General features: G+C 40.3%; 18 protein-coding genes and 1 other annotated feature. Of the genes, 16 read left to right on the top strand and 2 right to left on the bottom strand.

Going from position 1 to position 19,048, the window contains the following annotated elements:
* Positions 1 to 3 precede the first annotated feature (3 nt).
* The 6 genes from walK (at position 4) to NST24_RS19200 (ending at position 6,664) form a co-directional block, all read left to right on the top strand.
* Positions 4 to 1,842 (top strand): cell wall metabolism sensor histidine kinase WalK, encoded by a 1,839-nt coding sequence (gene walK, locus NST24_RS19225; protein WP_024718465.1) that lies wholly within the window; start codon positions 4 to 6, stop codon positions 1,840 to 1,842.
* Positions 1,832 to 3,211 (top strand): two-component system activity regulator YycH, encoded by a 1,380-nt coding sequence (gene yycH, locus NST24_RS19220; protein WP_024718466.1) that lies wholly within the window; start codon positions 1,832 to 1,834, stop codon positions 3,209 to 3,211. The genes walK and yycH overlap by 11 nt, the downstream gene beginning before the upstream one ends.
* The gene (gene yycI, locus NST24_RS19215) at positions 3,198 to 4,061 is read left to right on the top strand and encodes a two-component system regulatory protein YycI (protein WP_342462144.1); all 864 of its coding nucleotides are present in this window, start codon (positions 3,198 to 3,200) and stop codon (positions 4,059 to 4,061) included. Before yycH ends, yycI begins: the two co-directional genes overlap by 14 nt.
* A gap of 6 nt (positions 4,062 to 4,067) precedes the next feature.
* Complete coding sequence (locus NST24_RS19210) at positions 4,068 to 4,862, top strand: MBL fold metallo-hydrolase (RefSeq protein ID WP_007497388.1); 795 nt, start codon at positions 4,068 to 4,070, stop codon at positions 4,860 to 4,862.
* Between the two features lie 81 nt (positions 4,863 to 4,943).
* Positions 4,944 to 6,131, top strand: coding sequence for a S1C family serine protease (locus NST24_RS19205; protein WP_035704177.1), 1,188 nt, complete (start codon positions 4,944 to 4,946; stop codon positions 6,129 to 6,131).
* Between the two features lie 68 nt (positions 6,132 to 6,199).
* Positions 6,200 to 6,664, top strand: coding sequence for a GNAT family N-acetyltransferase (locus NST24_RS19200; protein ID WP_017368440.1), 465 nt, complete (start codon positions 6,200 to 6,202; stop codon positions 6,662 to 6,664).
* A gap of 39 nt (positions 6,665 to 6,703) precedes the next feature.
* Here NST24_RS19200 and NST24_RS19195 read toward each other — a convergent pair whose 3' ends face one another.
* Together NST24_RS19195 and NST24_RS19190 are read right to left on the bottom strand one after the other, a co-directional pair.
* Positions 6,704 to 7,585, bottom strand: coding sequence for an ABC transporter ATP-binding protein (locus NST24_RS19195; RefSeq protein WP_203143895.1), 882 nt, complete (start codon positions 7,583 to 7,585; stop codon positions 6,704 to 6,706).
* The gene (locus NST24_RS19190) at positions 7,586 to 8,275 is read right to left on the bottom strand and encodes an ABC transporter permease subunit (RefSeq protein ID WP_008347476.1); all 690 of its coding nucleotides are present in this window, start codon (positions 8,273 to 8,275) and stop codon (positions 7,586 to 7,588) included.
* 192 nt (positions 8,276 to 8,467) lie between these two features.
* Positions 8,468 to 8,738, top strand: a binding site (T-box leader).
* A 112-nt stretch (positions 8,739 to 8,850) separates the two neighbouring features.
* On the opposite strand from NST24_RS19190, the gene NST24_RS19185 reads away from it, so the two are divergent.
* The 10 genes from NST24_RS19185 (at position 8,851) to NST24_RS19140 (ending at position 19,011) form a co-directional block, all read left to right on the top strand.
* Positions 8,851 to 9,711 (top strand): S-adenosyl-l-methionine hydroxide adenosyltransferase family protein, encoded by an 861-nt coding sequence (locus NST24_RS19185; RefSeq protein ID WP_007497378.1) that lies wholly within the window; start codon positions 8,851 to 8,853, stop codon positions 9,709 to 9,711.
* A 14-nt stretch (positions 9,712 to 9,725) separates the two neighbouring features.
* Entirely contained in the window at positions 9,726 to 10,283 is a 558-nt protein-coding gene (locus tag NST24_RS19180; protein WP_041508071.1) for an ECF-type riboflavin transporter substrate-binding protein, read from the top strand.
* A gap of 19 nt (positions 10,284 to 10,302) precedes the next feature.
* Positions 10,303 to 12,018: an ABC transporter ATP-binding protein gene (locus tag NST24_RS19175; protein WP_342462142.1), complete on the top strand. Its 1,716-nt coding sequence runs from the start codon at positions 10,303 to 10,305 to the stop codon at positions 12,016 to 12,018.
* On the top strand, positions 12,009 to 12,839 hold the full coding sequence (locus tag NST24_RS19170) for an energy-coupling factor transporter transmembrane component T (RefSeq protein WP_342462141.1): 831 nt from the start codon (positions 12,009 to 12,011) through the stop codon (positions 12,837 to 12,839). The genes NST24_RS19175 and NST24_RS19170 overlap by 10 nt, the downstream gene beginning before the upstream one ends.
* Before the next feature lie 161 nt (positions 12,840 to 13,000).
* Positions 13,001 to 13,171, top strand: a complete 171-nt coding sequence (locus tag NST24_RS19165; RefSeq protein ID WP_080701239.1) for a CxxH/CxxC protein — start codon at positions 13,001 to 13,003, stop codon at positions 13,169 to 13,171.
* Between the two features lie 80 nt (positions 13,172 to 13,251).
* On the top strand, positions 13,252 to 13,731 hold the full coding sequence (gene rlmH, locus NST24_RS19160; protein WP_342462140.1) for a 23S rRNA (pseudouridine(1915)-N(3))-methyltransferase RlmH: 480 nt from the start codon (positions 13,252 to 13,254) through the stop codon (positions 13,729 to 13,731).
* A 258-nt stretch (positions 13,732 to 13,989) separates the two neighbouring features.
* On the top strand, positions 13,990 to 14,628 hold the full coding sequence (locus tag NST24_RS19155) for a hypothetical protein (RefSeq protein ID WP_047947088.1): 639 nt from the start codon (positions 13,990 to 13,992) through the stop codon (positions 14,626 to 14,628).
* A 40-nt stretch (positions 14,629 to 14,668) separates the two neighbouring features.
* Positions 14,669 to 14,908, top strand: a complete 240-nt coding sequence (locus tag NST24_RS19150; RefSeq protein WP_047947089.1) for a hypothetical protein — start codon at positions 14,669 to 14,671, stop codon at positions 14,906 to 14,908.
* A 206-nt stretch (positions 14,909 to 15,114) separates the two neighbouring features.
* On the top strand, positions 15,115 to 16,998 hold the full coding sequence (locus NST24_RS19145) for a 3'-5' exonuclease (protein WP_342462139.1): 1,884 nt from the start codon (positions 15,115 to 15,117) through the stop codon (positions 16,996 to 16,998).
* A 183-nt stretch (positions 16,999 to 17,181) separates the two neighbouring features.
* On the top strand, positions 17,182 to 19,011 hold the full coding sequence (locus NST24_RS19140; protein ID WP_342462138.1) for a hypothetical protein: 1,830 nt from the start codon (positions 17,182 to 17,184) through the stop codon (positions 19,009 to 19,011).
* Positions 19,012 to 19,048 lie beyond the last annotated feature (37 nt).

Raw genomic sequence — 19,048 nt, 5'->3', positions numbered from 1 at the left:
CTTATGAGTAAAGTAGGTTTTTTTCGCTCGATTCACTTTAAATTGACCTTGATTTATGTGCTGCTGATCATTGTCGCCATGCAGATTATTGGCGTGTACTTTGTGAAGCAGCTAGAGCAGTCCTTAATTAATTCCTATGATAATTCCTTGAATCAGCGAATCTACTCGTTATCGTATTACCTAGAACAAGATTCATCGAAAAGCAAGGCAGAATTAAAAGAGGATGCTCAAAAGATACTAAACGATTTTAACAACAAAGATGAGTCTAATGAAATTTCTGAAGTCAGCTATATTGACGAAAGCAGAGAGGTCATTGCCTCTGTGAATAACGGCAGTCAAGAGATTGCCGGGAAGAAAATCACAGATCAAATCATTAGCCGTATTTTCGCGGTTGGCAAAGACTACGAGAAAAAATTCTATGACCCAGAATCAAATAAACGAGTCCGCATATCGGCGACAGCCGTGAAAAATGAGAATCAAGAAACCGTTGGTGTCATTTATGTGGTCTCATCCATGGAAAGTGTTTTTAACCAAATGCGAACGATCAACACCATTTTGGCGACGGGTACACTCATCGCACTTGGGACGACCGCTCTACTTGGTATATTCATATTCAGAACCATTACACACCCAATTTCGGATATGAGAAAGCAAGCGATCGAGCTCGCCAAAGGGAACTTTTCCAGAAAGGTCCGAAAGTATGGACATGATGAGATTGGTCAGCTAGCGACGACATTTAACCATCTGACGAGAGAGCTGGAGGAAGCGCAGCTGATGACAGAGGGTGAGAGGAAAAAACTTTCTTCTGTTATCGCCTATATGACCGATGGCGTCATTGCCACGAATCAAAACGGGGCCATTATTCTATTAAACAGCCCGGCACTAGAGCTTTTGAATGTTTCACGTGAAACAGCTCTAGAGATGCCGATCACATCCTTGCTTGGCTTAGAAGAAACTCATACATTTGAAGATTTAGTCGAAAATCAAGACTCCATGCTGCTAGAAATTGAACGCGAAGATCAGTTGTCTGTTTTGCGTGTCAATTTCTCAGTGATTCAGAAAGAGCATGGGAAAATTGATGGTTTAATTGCAGTCATTTATGACGTAACCGAGCAGGAAAAAATTGATGCGGAACGTCGTGAATTCGTGGCGAACGTATCGCATGAGCTGCGCACACCGCTTACGACGATGCGAAGCTATCTTGAGGCACTCGCTGAAGGTGCGATTGGTGATAAAGAGCTTGCGCCAAGGTTCCTCAGTGTCACGCAAAACGAAACAGAGCGCATGATTAGACTTGTGAATGACCTGCTCCAGCTGTCTAAATTCGACAGCAAGGATTATCAATTCAATCGTGAGTGGACGAATTTTATCAGGTTTATCTCGCTCGTCATTGATCGTTTTGAAATGACGAAGGAGCAGCATGTCGATTTCATCCGCAACCTGCCGCAGCGTGAAATATATGTGGAAATTGATCAAGATAAAATCACTCAGGTGCTCGATAATATCATTTCCAATGCTATGAAATACTCGCCAGAGGGTGGACACATTACGTTCACTGTCGATTTGGATGAGGAGCAAAGTCTTGTGTTATTCAGTGTCAAAGATGAAGGAATCGGTATTCCGAAGAAGGATATGGATAAAATCTTTGAACGTTTTTATCGAGTGGATAAGGCAAGAACAAGAAAGCTTGGCGGAACCGGCCTAGGCCTTGCGATTGCAAAAGAAATGGTTCAGGCTCATGGCGGAGATATTTGGGCTGACAGCATTGAAGGAAAAGGAACAACGGTAACCTTTACCCTTCCGTACAATGAAGAACAAGAGGATGATTGGGATGAAGCGTGAGACCTTTAAAACCATTATATTGACAATCCTAATTGCGATCAGTCTTGTGTTTACGTGGAATATTTGGATGTTCCAGCCCGTCATGCAGGATCAGGCGGATGCCGGCACACAGGTCGTGGAAACGAAGAAGATTTCAAGCGACGAGCCTCGGAGTCTCATTGATGTCGTGAAGCCGCGTGAGATGTTCATCCATTCCAATGGAGAGCATTTCAAAGTGGATCAAAAGGAACTCTTCCAAAACTTTTGGAATGATGTAAGCCTGTGGGATGTCAAAGAGATTGCTGATGTGTCGGACCAATATTCCGAGCAGAAATTTAAGAATTTCTTCTATGGACGCGAGGGGCAAGGCAAAACATTGGATCTTGTGTTCAATGATCCGATTCCGATTGATATTTTCCAAGCGCTGTTTAAATGGCCGAATAAATCCATTGAATACAACTCGTTTGACCGGATGATTGTGCCGTTCGCTCAGCCGGATAAGGCCAATAAGAAAGTCTATTTGGTTTCATACAGCAAGGAATCGGTGCTTGAGCTAACGATTGAATCTGCCAACTATCGTAATTTGATGGATAGTATTGCAGCCGCTCAAAACGAGATGCCGCGCTATGATCTATATACTTTCTCTACAAATTCAAAACGAGATTTCCTTCTGCCGCAGAAGCAAAAGCAGCTTGAAGCGAAAATGTTCTTTATCGAAACGATTAAGACAAGCAAATTCAAGGACGCTTTGTTTACAGACCCAAGTCTAGTTGGGGAGGAGTCTAATTTAAACCGGACGGTATATACAGATGGAACGAGTCGTCTTGAAGCAAATCAAAAAGACCACCGCATCCAATATCAGCATCGTAATATCAATTCTAGTACCGTATTCCAAACGGGGGATTTGATCAAGCGAAGCGTGAAATATTTCAATGATACCGGAAGTTTCACCGATAATTATCAATACTTCGGCATCAACAGCAACCAGCAGCTGTCCTTTAATATGTTTATGGATGGACTGCCGATCGTCAACAGCACAAAACATCCATTTGGTATGACATCACTTGAAGTACAATGGGCGAATGATGACATCTTGAGTTATAAGCGTCCAAACTACATTCTAGGCAACAAAGCGAGTCAGAGTGAACAGGTCAAACTGATGAATGGGACAGAGCTGAAAAACTTGATCATCAAGCAGACGAAGTATGATGATTTAGAGAAAATTGAACAGATTTTCCCTGCCTATCAAGCGACATCCACGGCATCAGATCAGGATCAAGCGATGTTTGTCTGGCTAGAGCCGGTATGGTGTATGAAATATAACGGAAAAACCGTCATTTTATCGAATGATTTGCTGACAGAGGGGAGCGAGAATCATGGAGTGGAATAAGACCAAAACGATCTTTATCCTAGCCTTTCTCGTTCTCGATATCTTTCTAGGTTTTCAATACTTTGAAAAGCGATCGACCGATCATTTTGCGATTATCGAAAAAACAGATACGCTGGAAGAAATGAAGGCAGACGGAATCAAATATGGCAATCTATCAGATGAAGCGAAGATTGGATACCGCATTACAGCTGAGAAAAAGCAATATACGAAAAAGGATGTCGATGGATTAGCTGATCAAAAGACGAAAAGCACATTCCCGAAAACCGAGAAAGATGATCCTGTCACCCTGCTTGAAATGACCTTCAATAAACCAGTCGCATTGCCGAAAAAAGATATGAAAACAGCAGCGACCAATCTTGTGAGCCAGCGTTTAATGGATGGCAAGAATTATAAGCTCTGGAGCATCGATGAAGAAACAGGTGAAATCGTCTTTTTCCAAACGTATAAAGGAAAATACATCTTCCAAGAAGGTCTTGATGACACCGAAACCATCGGGAAGATCACATTGGATGTGAACGATCAAAACGAGGTCGTCTCGTATCGGCAGTCGATGGTGACATCGATTAATGAAGTGAGAAAAGAAACCCTTGTCCCGGCGCTTGAAACGGTGAAGGACTTATATACACAAAATATGCTGAGCCAAAACACGACAGTGAAAAAAGTGGAGCTAGGCTACTACACGCAATACCCAGGTGCAAGCACTCAAGTAATGGTTCCTGTATGGCGAGTAGAGATTGAAGGCGTGGCAGCTGGTTCAAAGAAAAAGACAGAAGAAGAATATTTGATCAATGCCATTGATGGCTCAACACTTGATCATATAGAGAAAGAAGACAAATCTTCATTGGAGTGAGAGAACATGAGCTTGCAGTTCAGTGTACTAGCGAGCGGAAGTACGGGGAACGCTTTTTATTTAGAAACAGATGAGCATGCTTTTTTAGTAGATGCAGGCTTAAGCGGCAAACAGATGGTGGAGCTGCTTGGTCAAATCGATCGTAAGCCGGAAGACTTGGACGGAATTTTTGTCACACACGAGCACTCAGATCATATTAAAGGACTCGGTGTGATGGCAAGAAAGTACAAGCTTCCTGTCTATGCAAATGCGAAAACATGGAAGGCGATGGAGTCACATATTGGGAAAGTGGATACGGAGCAGAAATTCCACTTTGATATGGAGACGGTTCAATCATTCGGCGGTCTCGATGTTGAATCATTTGGCGTATCACATGATGCGGCAGAGCCCATGTTTTACGTATTCCATTATGGCGGGCGTAAACTTGCCCTTATGACGGATACAGGCTATGTGAGTGACAGGATGAAAGGGATTATTAAATCAGCCAATACGTTCGTATTTGAGAGCAACCATGATGTCGGCATGCTGCAAATGGGGCGCTACCCATGGAGTATTAAACGCAGAATTTTGAGCGATGTCGGACACGTATCCAATGAAGATGCAGCTCTTGCTATGACAGACGTGATTGGAGACGCCACCTCACGCATTTATTTGGCCCACTTGAGTCAAGACAACAACATGAAGGACTTAGCCCGTATGGCGGTCCAGCAGACGCTTGAAATGAAGGGCTTTGTTGTAGGGGACGGCTTTGATTTATATGATACGGACCCGAAAAAAGCAACCCCGCTTTGCGCCGTATGATTTTTACAATCGTATGATTAAGATAAGAGCTTCTTACCAACACTATATACATCATCTATTCACTGAAAGGAAGGAAACATAGTGGATTATCGCGATGTAGAGTGGAAGCCGAGACGAAGCAGAAAAGGATATTTCCTATCTGGTCTGATCGGTGTATTGGTAGGAGCTTTTTTAATGGGATTCTTTTTCCCCTATGTGTCTGGACAAAGCGGCAGCCCCTTTGGCTGGCAATCAGCTGGAGATCAGCAGGCATCAGATGGCCCTTTAAAGACCGTCAATGTGAACGTGAATGATGCGGTCACAAAAGTGGTATCGAGTATGTCAGATACAGTTGTCGGCGTCATTAACATTCAAAAGTCGAGCTTTTGGGAAGAAGGCGGTGAAGCAGGCAGCGGGTCAGGTGTGATTTATAAAAAAAAGGGTGACACCTTTTATATCGTGACCAACCATCATGTCATCAAAGGCGCGAACCAGCTTGAAGTGAGCCTTCAGGACGGGACAAGGATCGGGGCAAATCTTGTCGGCAGTGATCAGCTTATGGATTTAGCGGTACTCACGGTCAAAAGTGATAAGATCAAGAAAACCGCCGCCTTCGGCAATTCAGACCATGTCAAACCAGGTGAGCCTGTCATCGCCATTGGAAATCCATTAGGCCTTGAATTTGCTGGCTCCGTCACACAAGGTGTAATTTCTGGAACGGAGCGTGCGATCCCTGTTGATTCTAATGGGGATGGACAGACGGATTGGAATGCGGAAGTTTTGCAAACGGATGCCGCCATTAATCCTGGGAACAGCGGCGGAGCCTTGATCAATATGGACGGCAAAGTGATCGGTATCAATTCAATGAAGATTGCTGAGTCAGAGGTGGAAGGGATTGGGCTGTCTATTCCTGCGAATCTGGTGATCCCTGTCATAGAGGATTTAGAGCGCTATGGAGAGGTGAAGCGTCCGTACCTTGGTGTTGGGATGAAATCACTAGCAGATATTGCGAGCTATCATTGGCAGGAAACGTTAAAACTGCCATCAAAGGTCACAACCGGAGTCGTCGTGATGAGTGTCGAGCCTTTGTCTCCAGCAGGGAAAGCAGGGTTAAAAGAGCTGGATGTCGTGACGTCGTTTGACGGCAAGGAAGTACAAAACATCGTCGATCTGCGTAAATATCTTTATCAAAAGAAAGTAGGCGACAAGGTAAAGGTGCAATTTTACCGAAGCGGAAAGAAAAAATCAGTCGAGATCAAACTCTCCCAAACCGATCAGTTCGGTGGCTAGCCAGTTCCTATAAGGGACTGGCTTTTTTTACATGCCCGGCATATGATAAAGAAAAGGGGGAGATACGATTGGTCACATTACTACCAATGTCGCAAACAGATTATGACGTCTTGATAGAGAAGGCCATTAAGCGGTACGCAGAAGAAAAGGTACACGCAGGGACATGGAATCAGGAAGAAGCGCAAAAGAACGCGGAGGAACAATTTGACCGGCTGCTTCCTGAAGGACTTCAGACAGAAGATCATGAGTTGTGGAACATCTTACATGGAGAAGAAGCCATTGGATGGGTATGGCTTTGCTATGATCCAGATCATCCCCAGCATGAAGGATTTATTTATAATTTTATTTTGTTTGAAGCGTATCGAGGAAAAGGATTGGCAAAACAGGCCATGACGGCATTAGAAGAGCAGGCAAAGTCATTAGGTGTGAAGAAACTATCGCTGCATGTCTTTGCCCATAATCAAATCGCCCGCTCACTTTATGAGAAAACGGGATTTGCTGAGACTGGGATTTACATGAGCAAACCTTTATAAAAAAAGAGAAGTACCGTGCAGTGAGCGTACGGTACTTTTTTATGTTGACATCATGGCATCTTGCGCCGTGACTCGGTATAGGTCGACTTTGCATTTCACAAACGCACGGATGATGGCTGGGACTTGAGCTTCTGAACGAATCAACAATGAGGTCTCGTCATCTCTGATCACAAGGTCTGTTCCCACACTTTGTAAGTACTGCGTGAGAACAGGCTTCACCTCATCATCAATCCATGCATGCTTGAAGGTGGCACGAATGGTTGAGGACGTGATGGTTTTCTCTTGAGGATGAGTACTTGAGGACACGATTTTTCCTTCAGATATGAAAGCTGTTTTGGTACAAATAGGCTGGGTGAACCTTGGCTCGTCTGCTGTTAAGAAGACGGTTTGTCCTTCAAATTTTAACGATTCAATCACCCGCTGGATATGTAAGATAGAATCTGCATCAATATCCGCAAAAGGCTCATCAAGTAAAATAAAGTCAGGCCGATGAGCGATGGCCTGAGCCATTCCGAGCCGCTTCTTCATCCCAGGTGTAAAGGCACCGACTTTCTCTTGATGATAACGATGTAAGCCAACAAATTCGAGTAATTCTTCATAATAGCTCGTTTTCTGGCGAGTACCCGTAATTTTCGATAAATAGGCAATATGCTCAATAGCAGTCAGCCCTTCATATAAATCTGTATATTCAGGCAGAACACCGATATGATGACGTACTTTTTTTAACGACGTCATGTTCATCATGATAAACGTGCCAGAGGTGGGGCGGGAGATCCCTGTAATGATATTAAAGAAGGTTGTCTTACCAGCACCCTTCGGTCCAATGAGGCCGAAGATATCCCCTTGATGGATATCAAGATCAATATGATCTATTGCGACTTTTGTCCGATATTTTTTTGTCAGCCCTTTTGTGTGAAGCACTTAGACATCCCTCCTCTGAAACAGTAGTGCAGTTCCAACGAGTAATACAACAGTCAATGCGGCATTCATCAGCACATAGGTCAGCGGTTCACTCCAGCGCGCATAATAATAAGGCGTCACGTATTGGAACCAGTGAATCAACCGTTCTGAAGAAAGAACAGACATCATACTCATGATCGGAAATAGAAAGGAAAACAACATGCCAACAAACATCGATTTCTGTGGTGTTGGAAAGAGCATGGATAAAAACAAAGCACAGGAGATGCCGACACTGATAAACGTTAATATTTTTAAGGCATCAGAGAACAGAAAACGATGTGAAATCACCATATTTAATATATATGTGGTCATAATGCAACTGAGCCAAAACAGCATCAGCCCAAGATATTTCCCGATGACAATGTTTAAACGGGTCGTTTTGCTGACGAGAAAACGAATGGTTTTCAAATGAATTTCGCGGCTCAAAATATCATGAGATAATAAAAAAATAAGGAAGAAACCAAATAACGAAATCACTAGTTCATTCCCAATGGAATAGGGGTCTTTTGCCTGTTCCCACTTCCCTTGATAAGCAGCTATAAATGGAAGACTTGATACAAAAGTAGATAAAATGAAAATAATAACAATAGTTAAGATGGATTTTGTGCTTTTGAAGAGCTGCTTAAATTCATTCATACAGATGGTCCACACACACTGTACCTCCCTTCATCTTTATTATACCGCTAGAAAAGAAAGACACCATATCTCGCTCTTTAACATTTGCTTAAATTTTATAAAAAAGAAGACTCTTCCAGAACAGTTAACTCATTTTTAAAAATGTTCAGAAAAATATCTTGATTTATCAAAAAACATCATGTATGATAGCTTTAATTCAAGATAGTTAAACAGGCAATGACGAGAGAAAGTACAATCATCAATTTTTCCACAGAGAGCTTCGGCAGCTGAAAAGAAGCAAAAATAATGATTCGAAAAATGGTCTCTGAGCCTCGTGCTGAACATATCCATGATATTAGTAGGTGACGACGAGAGTTGGTACTCGTTATCAAAACCACAGTATATGAGCCAAATTGGAGCTTTGTACTTGTAGAGGCTGTTTAGCGCGAGCAAACAGTAAATAAAGGTGGTACCACGAGACAAATACCTCGTCCTTATGATTCATAGATAAGGATGGGGTATTTTTTATTGTCCACTTTTTTTTCATACAAATGTTCAAATGTTCCACGTGAAACACCACAACCATTTTTTTAAATGAAAGGGAGATTAACATGAGTGAACATGCATTGGTTTTACAATCAGATTTCGGTATTGATGATGGAGCGGTCAGCGCAATGTACGGCGTAGCCAATACAGTGAGCAGCGGCATCCGCATTTTTGATTTAACTCACAACATTCCCCAATATGACATTTGGGAAGCGTCTTATCGCTTGCTTCAGACGGTTACATATTGGCCGGAAGAAACGGTATTTGTCTCCGTTGTTGATCCAGGCGTTGGATCAGAGCGAAAGAGCCTTGTCGTCAAAACAACAAGCTCACACTACATCATCACACCTGATAATGGGACACTTACGCATGTCGCACAGGATATTGGCATCGTGGAGGCTCGGTATTTAGATGAAACCATCAATCGTCTGCCGAAGTCAGGAAAATCACATACATTCCATGGTAGAGACATTTACGCCTATACAGGCGCGAGAATTGCTTCAGGTGTGATTTCTTTTGAAGAGGTCGGGCCAAAGGCGAATATAGAGGACATTATTCACCTTCCAGTCGTACAAGCTTATGCGGAAGAAGAAGTGATCACAGGGACGATTGATATTTTAGATGTGCGGTTCGGAAACCTATGGACAAACATTCATCATACGTTATTTGAACAGCTTTCAATCAATTATGGGGATGCAATAGAAGTTACCATTGCCAACGGGCCAAAAAATGTGTATAAAAATATCATGACCTATGGACGATCTTTTGCCGATTTAAAGGTAGGCGAACCACTCGTATATGTCAATTCACTCGATCATTTAGGCGTGGCGATCAATCAAGGGTCATTTGCAAAGGCTTATAACATCGGTACAGGCACAGGCTGGCGCCTTTCGATTCGCAAAGCTCCGCGCATTATATATGAATAAGAGGAGGAAACATCATGGCAGGTAAACAACTTTCAACGAAAACTGTCGTTGCCATCGGAATTGGCGCAGCCGTCTTTGTCATTTTAGGACGCTTCGTCTCCATTCCAACTGGGATTCCGAATACACAAATTGAAACATCGTACGCGTTCCTTGCGTTAATGGCCGTGCTATTTGGTCCTGTTGCAGGCGCATTGATTGGATTTATTGGTCATCTCATTAAAGATGCCACCACATTTGGACCTTGGTGGAGCTGGATTATCGTTTCGGGTGTTGTTGGTTTATTGATCGGCCTCATTTCGAACCGTTTAAAAGTAGAAGAGGGCGACTTTGGCTGGAAAAAAATCACGCTCTTCAACGCCGTCCAAGCCGGCGCACAAGCATTAGGCTGGTTTGTCATTGCGCCGGTACTCGACATTGTGATCTATGCAGAACCTGCAAATAAAGTGTTCGTTCAAGGCATCGTAGCAGGAATCTCAAACATCATCACAGTCGGTGTACTAGGCACCATCATCATTGCGGCTTATGCGAAAACAAGAAGCAAAAGCGGCAGTCTATCGAAAGAAACATCATGAAGCAAGGTGGAACACATAAATGAAGAAACCGATGATTCAATTCGAACATTTCGGATTCAAGTATCGCAGTCAGGCAGAACCAACATTGAAAGATATTAACCTGACCATCTATGAAGGAGAAAAAGTCCTCATCGCAGGCCCGTCTGGATCGGGAAAAAGCACACTAGCCCATTGTATCAATGGGCTAGTTCCTGCGTCTTATAAAGGTTCTATGGAAGGAAGTCTTCACATCGACGGGAAAAATGCAGAGAAAGAGAACATTTTCTCCCTCTCACAGCTCGTCGGAACGGTGCTGCAAGATCCTGATGGACAATTTATCGGGCTGACCGTTGGAGAAGATATCGCGTTCACACTAGAAAATGATCAAGTCACACGCGAAGAAATGAAAACACGTGTCGAGAAAGCGGCAAAATTAACAGAGGTAGACGGCAAACTGGCATCATCCGTGCATGAGCTGTCAGGCGGTCAAAAACAACGTGTTGCCATCGCAGGCGTACTTGTCAACGATGTCGACATTTTGCTGTTTGATGAACCACTGGCAAGCCTTGATCCCGCAACAGGTAAAGAAGTGATCGATCTCATTGACCGTCTGCAAAAAGAAACGAAAAAAACGGTCGTGATGGTGGAACATCGATTGGAAGACGTCCTCTTCCGCCATGTCGACCGCATCATCGTTGTCAATGACGGCACGATTGCAGCGGATATGACACCAGATGAATTGCTCGCCTCAAATGTATTAGAAGCGGCGTATTTACGTGAGCCTTTATATGTGAGAGCGATGAAATATGCAGGAATTCCGATTGCAGCAGGAGATCAGATCGCTAATTTACAGCATCTCACCTTAAATGACGAGGCAAAAGAGAAAATCGAGCAATGGATGGAAGCATCTGAGCCATCAGTCGAGCAGAATGAAGCGCCGGATTTACTAGAAGTACGTGAGCTGAGCTTTGATTATCCGACAAGACCAAACACGCTGAGCAACATCTCTTTTACCGTCAAAAAAGGAGAAATGATCAGCATCGCCGGTGCCAATGGCGCAGGCAAGACGACACTATCCAAGGTGCTCTGCGCATTTGAAAAGCCAACAAAAGGGACAATCCTTTTAAATGGCGATGACATCACCGGAGACACCATCAAACAGCGCTCCGAACGAATCGGTGTCGTCATGCAAAACCCAAATCAAATGATTTCGAAACAAATGATTTTTGATGAAGTCGCCCTCGGTCTCGTTTTAAGAGGTGTACAGGAAGATGACATCAAGGATCGTGTAGAGCGAGTCCTGAAAGTGTGCGGGCTGTATCCATTTCGGAACTGGCCGATCTCAGCCCTCAGCTTTGGACAGAAAAAGCGCGTCACCATTGCATCCATTCTTGTGTTAGAACCAGAAATCATCATTTTAGATGAGCCAACGGCCGGTCAAGATTTTAGACATTACACAGAGATGATGACGTTTTTAGAGCAATTAAATCAGCAGGGCGTCACGATTTTGATGATCACCCATGATATGCATTTGATGCTCGAATACACAACAAGAACCATTGTCATTTCAAATGGAGAAAAAATCGCAGATGATACACCAGCCAAAGTGCTGACAGATCAGCTGCTAGTCCAAAAGGCGAGCTTAAAAGAAACGTCGCTGTATGAACTGGCGCTAAAAGCAGACTGGCCGAATCCAAATGAACTCGTGGATCGCTTCATTGAGGTTGACAGAAAGGAACGAATGACATGGCTGTAGACATGCTGTCTTATATCGATCGCCCGTCGCCCATTCATCGGCTGACAGGGGCAACCAAACTCATTTGCTTTATCCTCTGGTCATCCGCAGCGATGCTCACATATGATACAGGCGTATTAGTGTTTATGCTAGTTGCCAGTATCGTGTTCTTTCAGCTATCAAACGTACGATTTCGTGATATCTCTTTCGTAGTGATTGTCTTGGCGATTTTTCTTGTCATCAATAACATCGCCATTTACATCTTTGCACCTCAGCAAGGTGTCGCCATCTATGGAGCGAAGCACGAGCTGTTTCATATTGCAGGCTGGTACAATGTCACACTTGAACAGCTTTTCTATCAGTTAAACATTACGCTCAAATACGTGACCGTGATGCCAGCGGCGCTTTTATTTATCGTGACAACAAATCCGAGTGAATTCGCCTCATCGCTCAGCCGAATCGGGGTCAGCTACCGGATTTCGTATGCGGTAGCGATTGCTCTGCGCTACATCCCAGATATTCAGCGTGATTTTCGAACGATTGCCATTTCTCAGCAAGCAAGAGGCATTGATTTATCGAAGAATGAAAAACTGGGAAAACGGATTAAAAATGCGCTGTCGATTGTGATGCCGCTGATTTTCTCCAGCCTAGAGCGGATTGAAACGATCAGCAATGCGATGGAACTGCGCGGGTTTGGAAAGCATAAAAAGCGCACATGGTTTACGGCGAAAGACTTTCAAAAAGCAGATTATGCGGCGTTAATCTTTGTTGGAGCGATACTGATTGTGTCGCTAGTAATTACATTTGTTAGAGGAACGAGATTTTATAATCCATTTTTATAGGAAGGAGCCTTCACAGGAGTGGAGGCTTTTTTATTTGGTTTGTGGATAAAAGGTGTGGAAAATGGTAAAAGACTATTAACATGTGAATAAATCGGTTATATTGAACAATGAGCGAAACACATGTGAATAACCAAACAACATATTGGAGGAATTAGAAACTTATGAACAAATCACTTTATGCTTGTGCAGAACATATAGAAACCGTACTAGACATGTACATAGATGATCACGAAACACCGCCAGAATTCAGAAAAATCGAACATACACACAGCTTATCCACAGCCTGTGAATTGTGCGATGAACCTGCAATATATATAGTGGGGAACGAATGATCGGACACAAAATACACAAATTTTATCCACAATTGTTGATAACTTATATGAATAACTTGTTCTTAAGGTGGGGATGACCTGTGAATATATCAATTATCACAGTAGGAAAATTAAAAGAGAAATATTTAAAGCAAGGCATAGCCGAATACACAAAACGATTACAGGCATACGCAAAAATCGAGATCATTGAGCTCGCAGACGAAAAAGCACCCGAGAATCTCAGCGAGCAAGACATGAAAATCATCAAAGACAAAGAAGGCGAACGCATCCTAAGCAAAATCAACCCAGACGCCCACGTCATCGCCCTCGCCATCGAAGGAAAAATGAAAAGTTCCGAAGAATTAGCCGATACAATAGATAAGCTGGCAACATACGGAAAAAGTAAGGTGTGTTTTGTCATAGGTGGGTCACTTGGGTTAAGTGATGCTGTGATGCAGCGTGCGAATGATAAGCTGTCGTTTTCGAAGATGACGTTCCCGCATCAGTTGATGAGATTGGTGTTGGTGGAGCAGATTTATCGGGCGTTTCGGATTGTGCGGGGGGAGCCTTATCATAAGTAGGTAGTTTTTTAACATATAAAAGTAAAAAGAGTAGGTAATAGCAATTTAATGCTATTACCTACTCTTTTTTTATTCTAATTGTTTTTTAACATTTAATACATATAAACAGTAAATTTATTACGGAAAAACTATATAGCACTTCTTGATAATACTTATAGATTATAAATTTTAAGCTTATTTTAATATAAATATAGATATATAGCGCCGATATAATGCGGGTGAATGAAATCTAGTGTTTATTTTATGGAGGTATTTGGATTGAAAAAGACTATTTTAACAATTGTAGCATTCGTACTAACTTTAACTATTTTTGCCCCATTTACAGAGGCAAAAGAAACACTCAATATTAAAGAACTAAAAGATTTCCAAGTAATTAGTATTGAGAATTTTGTTTCACAAGATAATATTGAAAGAGTTGACAACATTAACGAGACCGATGAGGATTTAACTGAAGAAGAAATTATTAATGAAATGGCAGAACAGCTTAAATTTTTATATACAGAAGCTGCTACTGTAAATAAACAAGGTGAAATAATAAAAGTGGATGTTGATAAAGTAGAAGCAGAATATGGTTCACCTGAGCCAAATAATCAAGAAGCAATGATAGCTAGTTCACTTAGTGTCGCATCTTTTGGAGTATGTATTGTTAATTCTACAGGGAGTGCAATAGGATTAGATGTAGTCAAACGCGCATACAACAAACAAGTCAAAAAAGCCTTAAAATCACATGCATGGAAAAAGGCTTCTTCAATCATGTATAACAACATTAAGAAATATCTTGGTAAAAGTGCTACTAAATTTTTAATTAAAAAATTAGCCGGCGTAGCTTTACCTGGGGGATTACCAATGAAATTTGCTTTTATTGTTGCTAAATGTGGAGTAAAAGAGATAATCTAGTAATGACTTAATCTTGTTAAAAATCTTAAAGGAGATTAGTATGTTTAAATCTTTTAAATCATTTGTTATTACTTTTATCGTATTACCTTCATTATTAGGAGCTGCATTGGCATTCACTGTAGAAATACTACCCCTAATATGGAGTATCATTACACAAAAAGGGACAAGCTTGGCATTTAAAGATTTAGTAATTACATTTGTTTTAGGCTATGTAATGTATCTGGTGTATATTGTATATAAAGCGATCATTCACAAATTCAATAAAAATAAAAGTCACTAAAAATATATACAGATACAAAGCGATATTTTAACAAAAAACTCTTAAATTATTAATTTAAGAGCTTTTTTGAGTTTTTAGCTATCTTTCTAACGAACATCACGATCACCATTCTTTAAATAATCCTATATAATGTAATAATTTACATTCAAACAATCCAGATTATTCCGATATATGGGTTATAAGGATAATAGAGGGGTGTAGTATGAATGGCAATTACATTACCAGAAAGTATTAAAAGTACTGCTACTGCAGGAGAACGAATTTTATTTCGAACATTAAAGGAATATCTACCCGAGGATTATATTGTTCATTATGAGCCTAATATCAATGGGTTTAGACCAGACTTTGTGATAATCGGTCCGGATCTAGGAGTATTAGTTTTGGAAGTAAAAGATTACACCAAAAATACAATAAGAGAGCTAAACGATAATACCTGGGGCATTTTAAATTCTTCTGGTGATTTACATAGAGTGAAGAGTCCCCTAGTTCAATCAAGAGAGTATGCTTTTAAAATAAAAGATATGCTGGAGAAAGACATTGATTTAATCAATACAGAAGGGAAATATCAATTTAAATTAAAGTTTCCTTATGGTTATGGTGTCGTCTTCACTCGGCTTCATGAAGAACAACTTTTAAAAAATAAAGTATATGAGGTTATTGATCCACATTTTATTTTATCGCGTGATCAGATTGATCCGGATAATGACCATTTTGATCCTGAGATCTTAATAGAAAAATTGTTTGATATGTTTCATGTGCCTTTCAAGTTAAATACGCCACTATCATCTGACGAATTAGAAAGGATTCGTTATCATCTGTACAAAGAAATACGCGTTGGAGCAGATGTTGAACCAGTCCCATACCAAGAAAAACTGTTATTATCTTTTCGAAACATCAAAACGATGGATCTGCATCAAGAAAACTTGGCTAAACAGATTGGTGATAAACATCGGCTAATTAGAGGAGTAGCAGGAAGTGGTAAAACCTTAATCTTAGCGACTCGAGCAAAAATGTTAGCTGAACAACATCCGAATTGGAAGATATTAATACTCTGTTACAATGTAGCTTTGAAACAAAATATTAAACAAATGATTCATTCTAAATTTACAGAACCAGATGATTTTCTGACATCTGATCATAGAAAAACACCAAATTTAAATAATATACAAATATTAAATTTTCATCACTGGATTAAAAAAGATCATGGTATTTCAGAACTTGAAATAGATGATTACATTGAAAAAATAGAAAATGATGCTTTAACTCCTGTAAAGTATGATGCCATTTTAATTGATGAAGGGCAGGACTTTGAAGGGAGCTGGCTGCATCTCATCAGCTTATGCTTAGATCAAGAGACGCAATCTTTACTTTTAGTAGAAGATAGAGCGCAAGATATCTATCGGAAAAGTAGAAGCTATGTGAAAGATACGGGGCTTGATTTTAGAGGTAGATCTAGAATCTTAAATATAAATTATCGTAATACGTCACAAATTGTGGATTTTGGATGGAAATTTTACGATAGCCATAGAGCTTTAGATCTTAAATTAAAACAAGAACAGACAGAGACAATCGAAATCATCCCTCCAAAAAAGACGAAACGTAAAGGGCCAGAAGTAGAGATTTTAAGATGTAATACCTTTAAAGAAGAAATAGAGGAGATTACTAAACAAATAGTGGATCAACATAATGAAAAGAACATACCTTACTCTGAAATGGCTATTTTATATCGTATAAAGGGATATAATAACCATTATATATCAGCGATTCAATCTGAATTTCAAACAAAGAATATTCCTTACAATTGGATAACTGAAAATGGTGCAACCAAACATAAGTTCAATCCAGAGGAAGAGACAGTCAAAATTTGTTCTCTCGATAGTAGTAAAGGTCTTGACTTCCACTCAGTTTTTATTGTGAAAGCTGATCTGATGCCATTAAAGTATGAAGAGGATCAAGAAAAAGAAGTGTCTTTAATGTATATAGGAATGACTCGTGCTAAAGAGTACCTATCAATATCTTATTCAGGTGTTTCTTCGTTTACTCAGTATTTTGAGGATGCAAAGCAAAAAGAGCCGACATTTAATCAATAATTTTAAATAGTAAAAGGTACGGGAATTATTCATTTCTCATACCTTTTTTCATGTAAGAAGAAAAGAAGACTCTTCTTAATAAATATCGTATTATATATAATGAAAACTTAGTTCCAGAAACGATTACAGCAGGTATTGGGAACGATCACATATCCAATCTACAATTACTCAAAGGAGACTTTCATGGGTTTCAAAGCTGACTTTAAACATGAAATACGTAACGTAATAAAAGATGTAGAAAAAGAAATAAATAAAACATGGAAAATTGAATATAAAGGGCATTCTATAGAAATTACAAACCAAATAAAAGAAGAGCAACTAATCATTGATGGTGTGACAGTTGATAAAAAACAACGAAAAAGTTTATTGACTCATATGATTCCTTATTCAAAATTGTCAGGGATATTGGAGCTTCAAGATGGTACAAAACACAAAGTGTCCGTTAAACTTGGTGGGTATGTACGATTTCGTTGTATGGTGAAGGTAGATCATGAAACGGTTTTAGATGAATCAATGAAGATAGACTTTCTCCCATGGGATCATAAAGAGAAAATCGTTCCCTTTATTCAACAACAAATTCAATCACATCATAAAATAGTAGACGACCGTTTACCCGATGAAGATTATTTATTTGACGAAAATGAACCACGATTGGCTCCCGGTTTATCTGATTATTATGTAGATGAACGACCTGCCTCTTTTTATGTGAAGAAACTATTGAAGCTTTTTGAAATACAACTGAATCATCCTACAAACGAAACTAGAAAAAAAACATATGAAAAAATCATTTCTAACAATATGGCGAGCCGCAGCAGTGAGTTAATTGAACGATTTCAGCAAACACAATGGGATGAATCCCGTGTACAGCAAGAAGCGTTATGGCTTCTTGAACATGCGGCACATCGGGAGGTCGTCAAATTTGCAGTCATGATACTGGGATGTACAAACTGTGAAAAATACAAAGAGCTTTTATTCACAATAGGTATGCATGAAGAATTTACTTCTTATGTCGTGTTTGCATTGAAGAATGGCACAATTCAAGGAAACGAACATGTTTGGCGTCTTGCAAAGTCCGTCGATGGATGGGGAAAGATTTCGGCTGTTGAGCAATTGGAAGCCTCGACGCCAGAAATAAAACGTTGGTTACTAACAAAGGGCTGCGAAAATACAATCATGAATGAATACTTAGCTTATACTTGTGCTCTTAATGGTGATCTGGAAACAGCTTTATCAGAAGATGAAATTTCCAAAGAATTATACGATGGAGCGAGTCTCATCATTCAAGCATTATTAGAAGATGAGGTTTCTATCTACGGAATCGATGAGTATTCAAATGCAAGCTCAGTTCTCTGCCGATTTATTCACCATGCTCATAAGCACTGCCAAACAATTGAGGACTTTTATCCAATATTGAAAATAAATGAGTTTTTAAATGATGAACAAGAGATTTGGGAAGACCGATTGAATGCTTCATGGAAACAGGACGATTATAAGGCTATCCAGGAAGCTGTTCAACCGTTTATCAATGACAGTAGATGGCCAAAGCTTGCAATCGATTCGTTACAACAGGATTTTAGCTCCAAAGCACTTAAAATCGCTCTCTTTTATCGTTTAGATGTGATTGAGCATCTATTTGCTTTACTTGAGAAAGATCCGGCAAATAGTGAAATATACTTTGCTGTGATGGACACAAATCATCACCAGCATATTAGAGAGCTTTGTACATTTGCAGAAACACATTTATCGTTATCAAACCTCTCAGATGATGAAGTGGCTTGTCTACAATATATTGTGCAAGATTTATATGAACACGAAGGTGTAGGATTGTCATTGATTCAAGCTGCACTTAGATCAGATGATGGAAATTTACAGTATCATGCTTTAAGTGTATTAAAAGAATGGTCTCCTTCGTATTCGCAGCAAGCGGCCACAAGAGAATTGATTGAACATATTGCCGTGAAGACAAAGGATAAAGAAGATCGAAAGTTAGCCAAATACTTATTAAAGAAATAGGATTCGGTTTACCTTCGCACTACGAGAATGAAATCTA

The sequence above is a fragment of the Bacillus sp. FSL R5-0286 genome (genome assembly GCF_038593245.1).
Taxonomy (GTDB): Bacteria; Bacillota; Bacilli; order Bacillales; family Bacillaceae; genus Bacillus; species Bacillus altitudinis.
Note: the sequence above shows the minus strand (reverse complement) of the source record. Positions and strands in the feature narration are given on the sequence as shown.

Coding starts and splice junctions, on each gene's coding strand:
- NST24_RS19175 (WP_342462142.1), top strand. CDS start 10,303: ATGAAGAAACCGATGATTCAATTCGAACATTTCGGATTCAAGTATCGC.
- NST24_RS19165 (WP_080701239.1), top strand. CDS start 13,001: ATGAACAAATCACTTTATGCTTGTGCAGAACATATAGAAACCGTACTA.
- yycI (WP_342462144.1), top strand. CDS start 3,198: ATGGAGTGGAATAAGACCAAAACGATCTTTATCCTAGCCTTTCTCGTT.
- NST24_RS19150 (WP_047947089.1), top strand. CDS start 14,669: ATGTTTAAATCTTTTAAATCATTTGTTATTACTTTTATCGTATTACCT.
- NST24_RS19185 (WP_007497378.1), top strand. CDS start 8,851: ATGAGTGAACATGCATTGGTTTTACAATCAGATTTCGGTATTGATGAT.
- NST24_RS19145 (WP_342462139.1), top strand. CDS start 15,115: ATGGCAATTACATTACCAGAAAGTATTAAAAGTACTGCTACTGCAGGA.
- NST24_RS19140 (WP_342462138.1), top strand. CDS start 17,182: ATGGGTTTCAAAGCTGACTTTAAACATGAAATACGTAACGTAATAAAA.
- NST24_RS19170 (WP_342462141.1), top strand. CDS start 12,009: ATGGCTGTAGACATGCTGTCTTATATCGATCGCCCGTCGCCCATTCAT.
- yycH (WP_024718466.1), top strand. CDS start 1,832: ATGAAGCGTGAGACCTTTAAAACCATTATATTGACAATCCTAATTGCG.
- walK (WP_024718465.1), top strand. CDS start 4: ATGAGTAAAGTAGGTTTTTTTCGCTCGATTCACTTTAAATTGACCTTG.
- NST24_RS19180 (WP_041508071.1), top strand. CDS start 9,726: ATGGCAGGTAAACAACTTTCAACGAAAACTGTCGTTGCCATCGGAATT.
- NST24_RS19210 (WP_007497388.1), top strand. CDS start 4,068: ATGAGCTTGCAGTTCAGTGTACTAGCGAGCGGAAGTACGGGGAACGCT.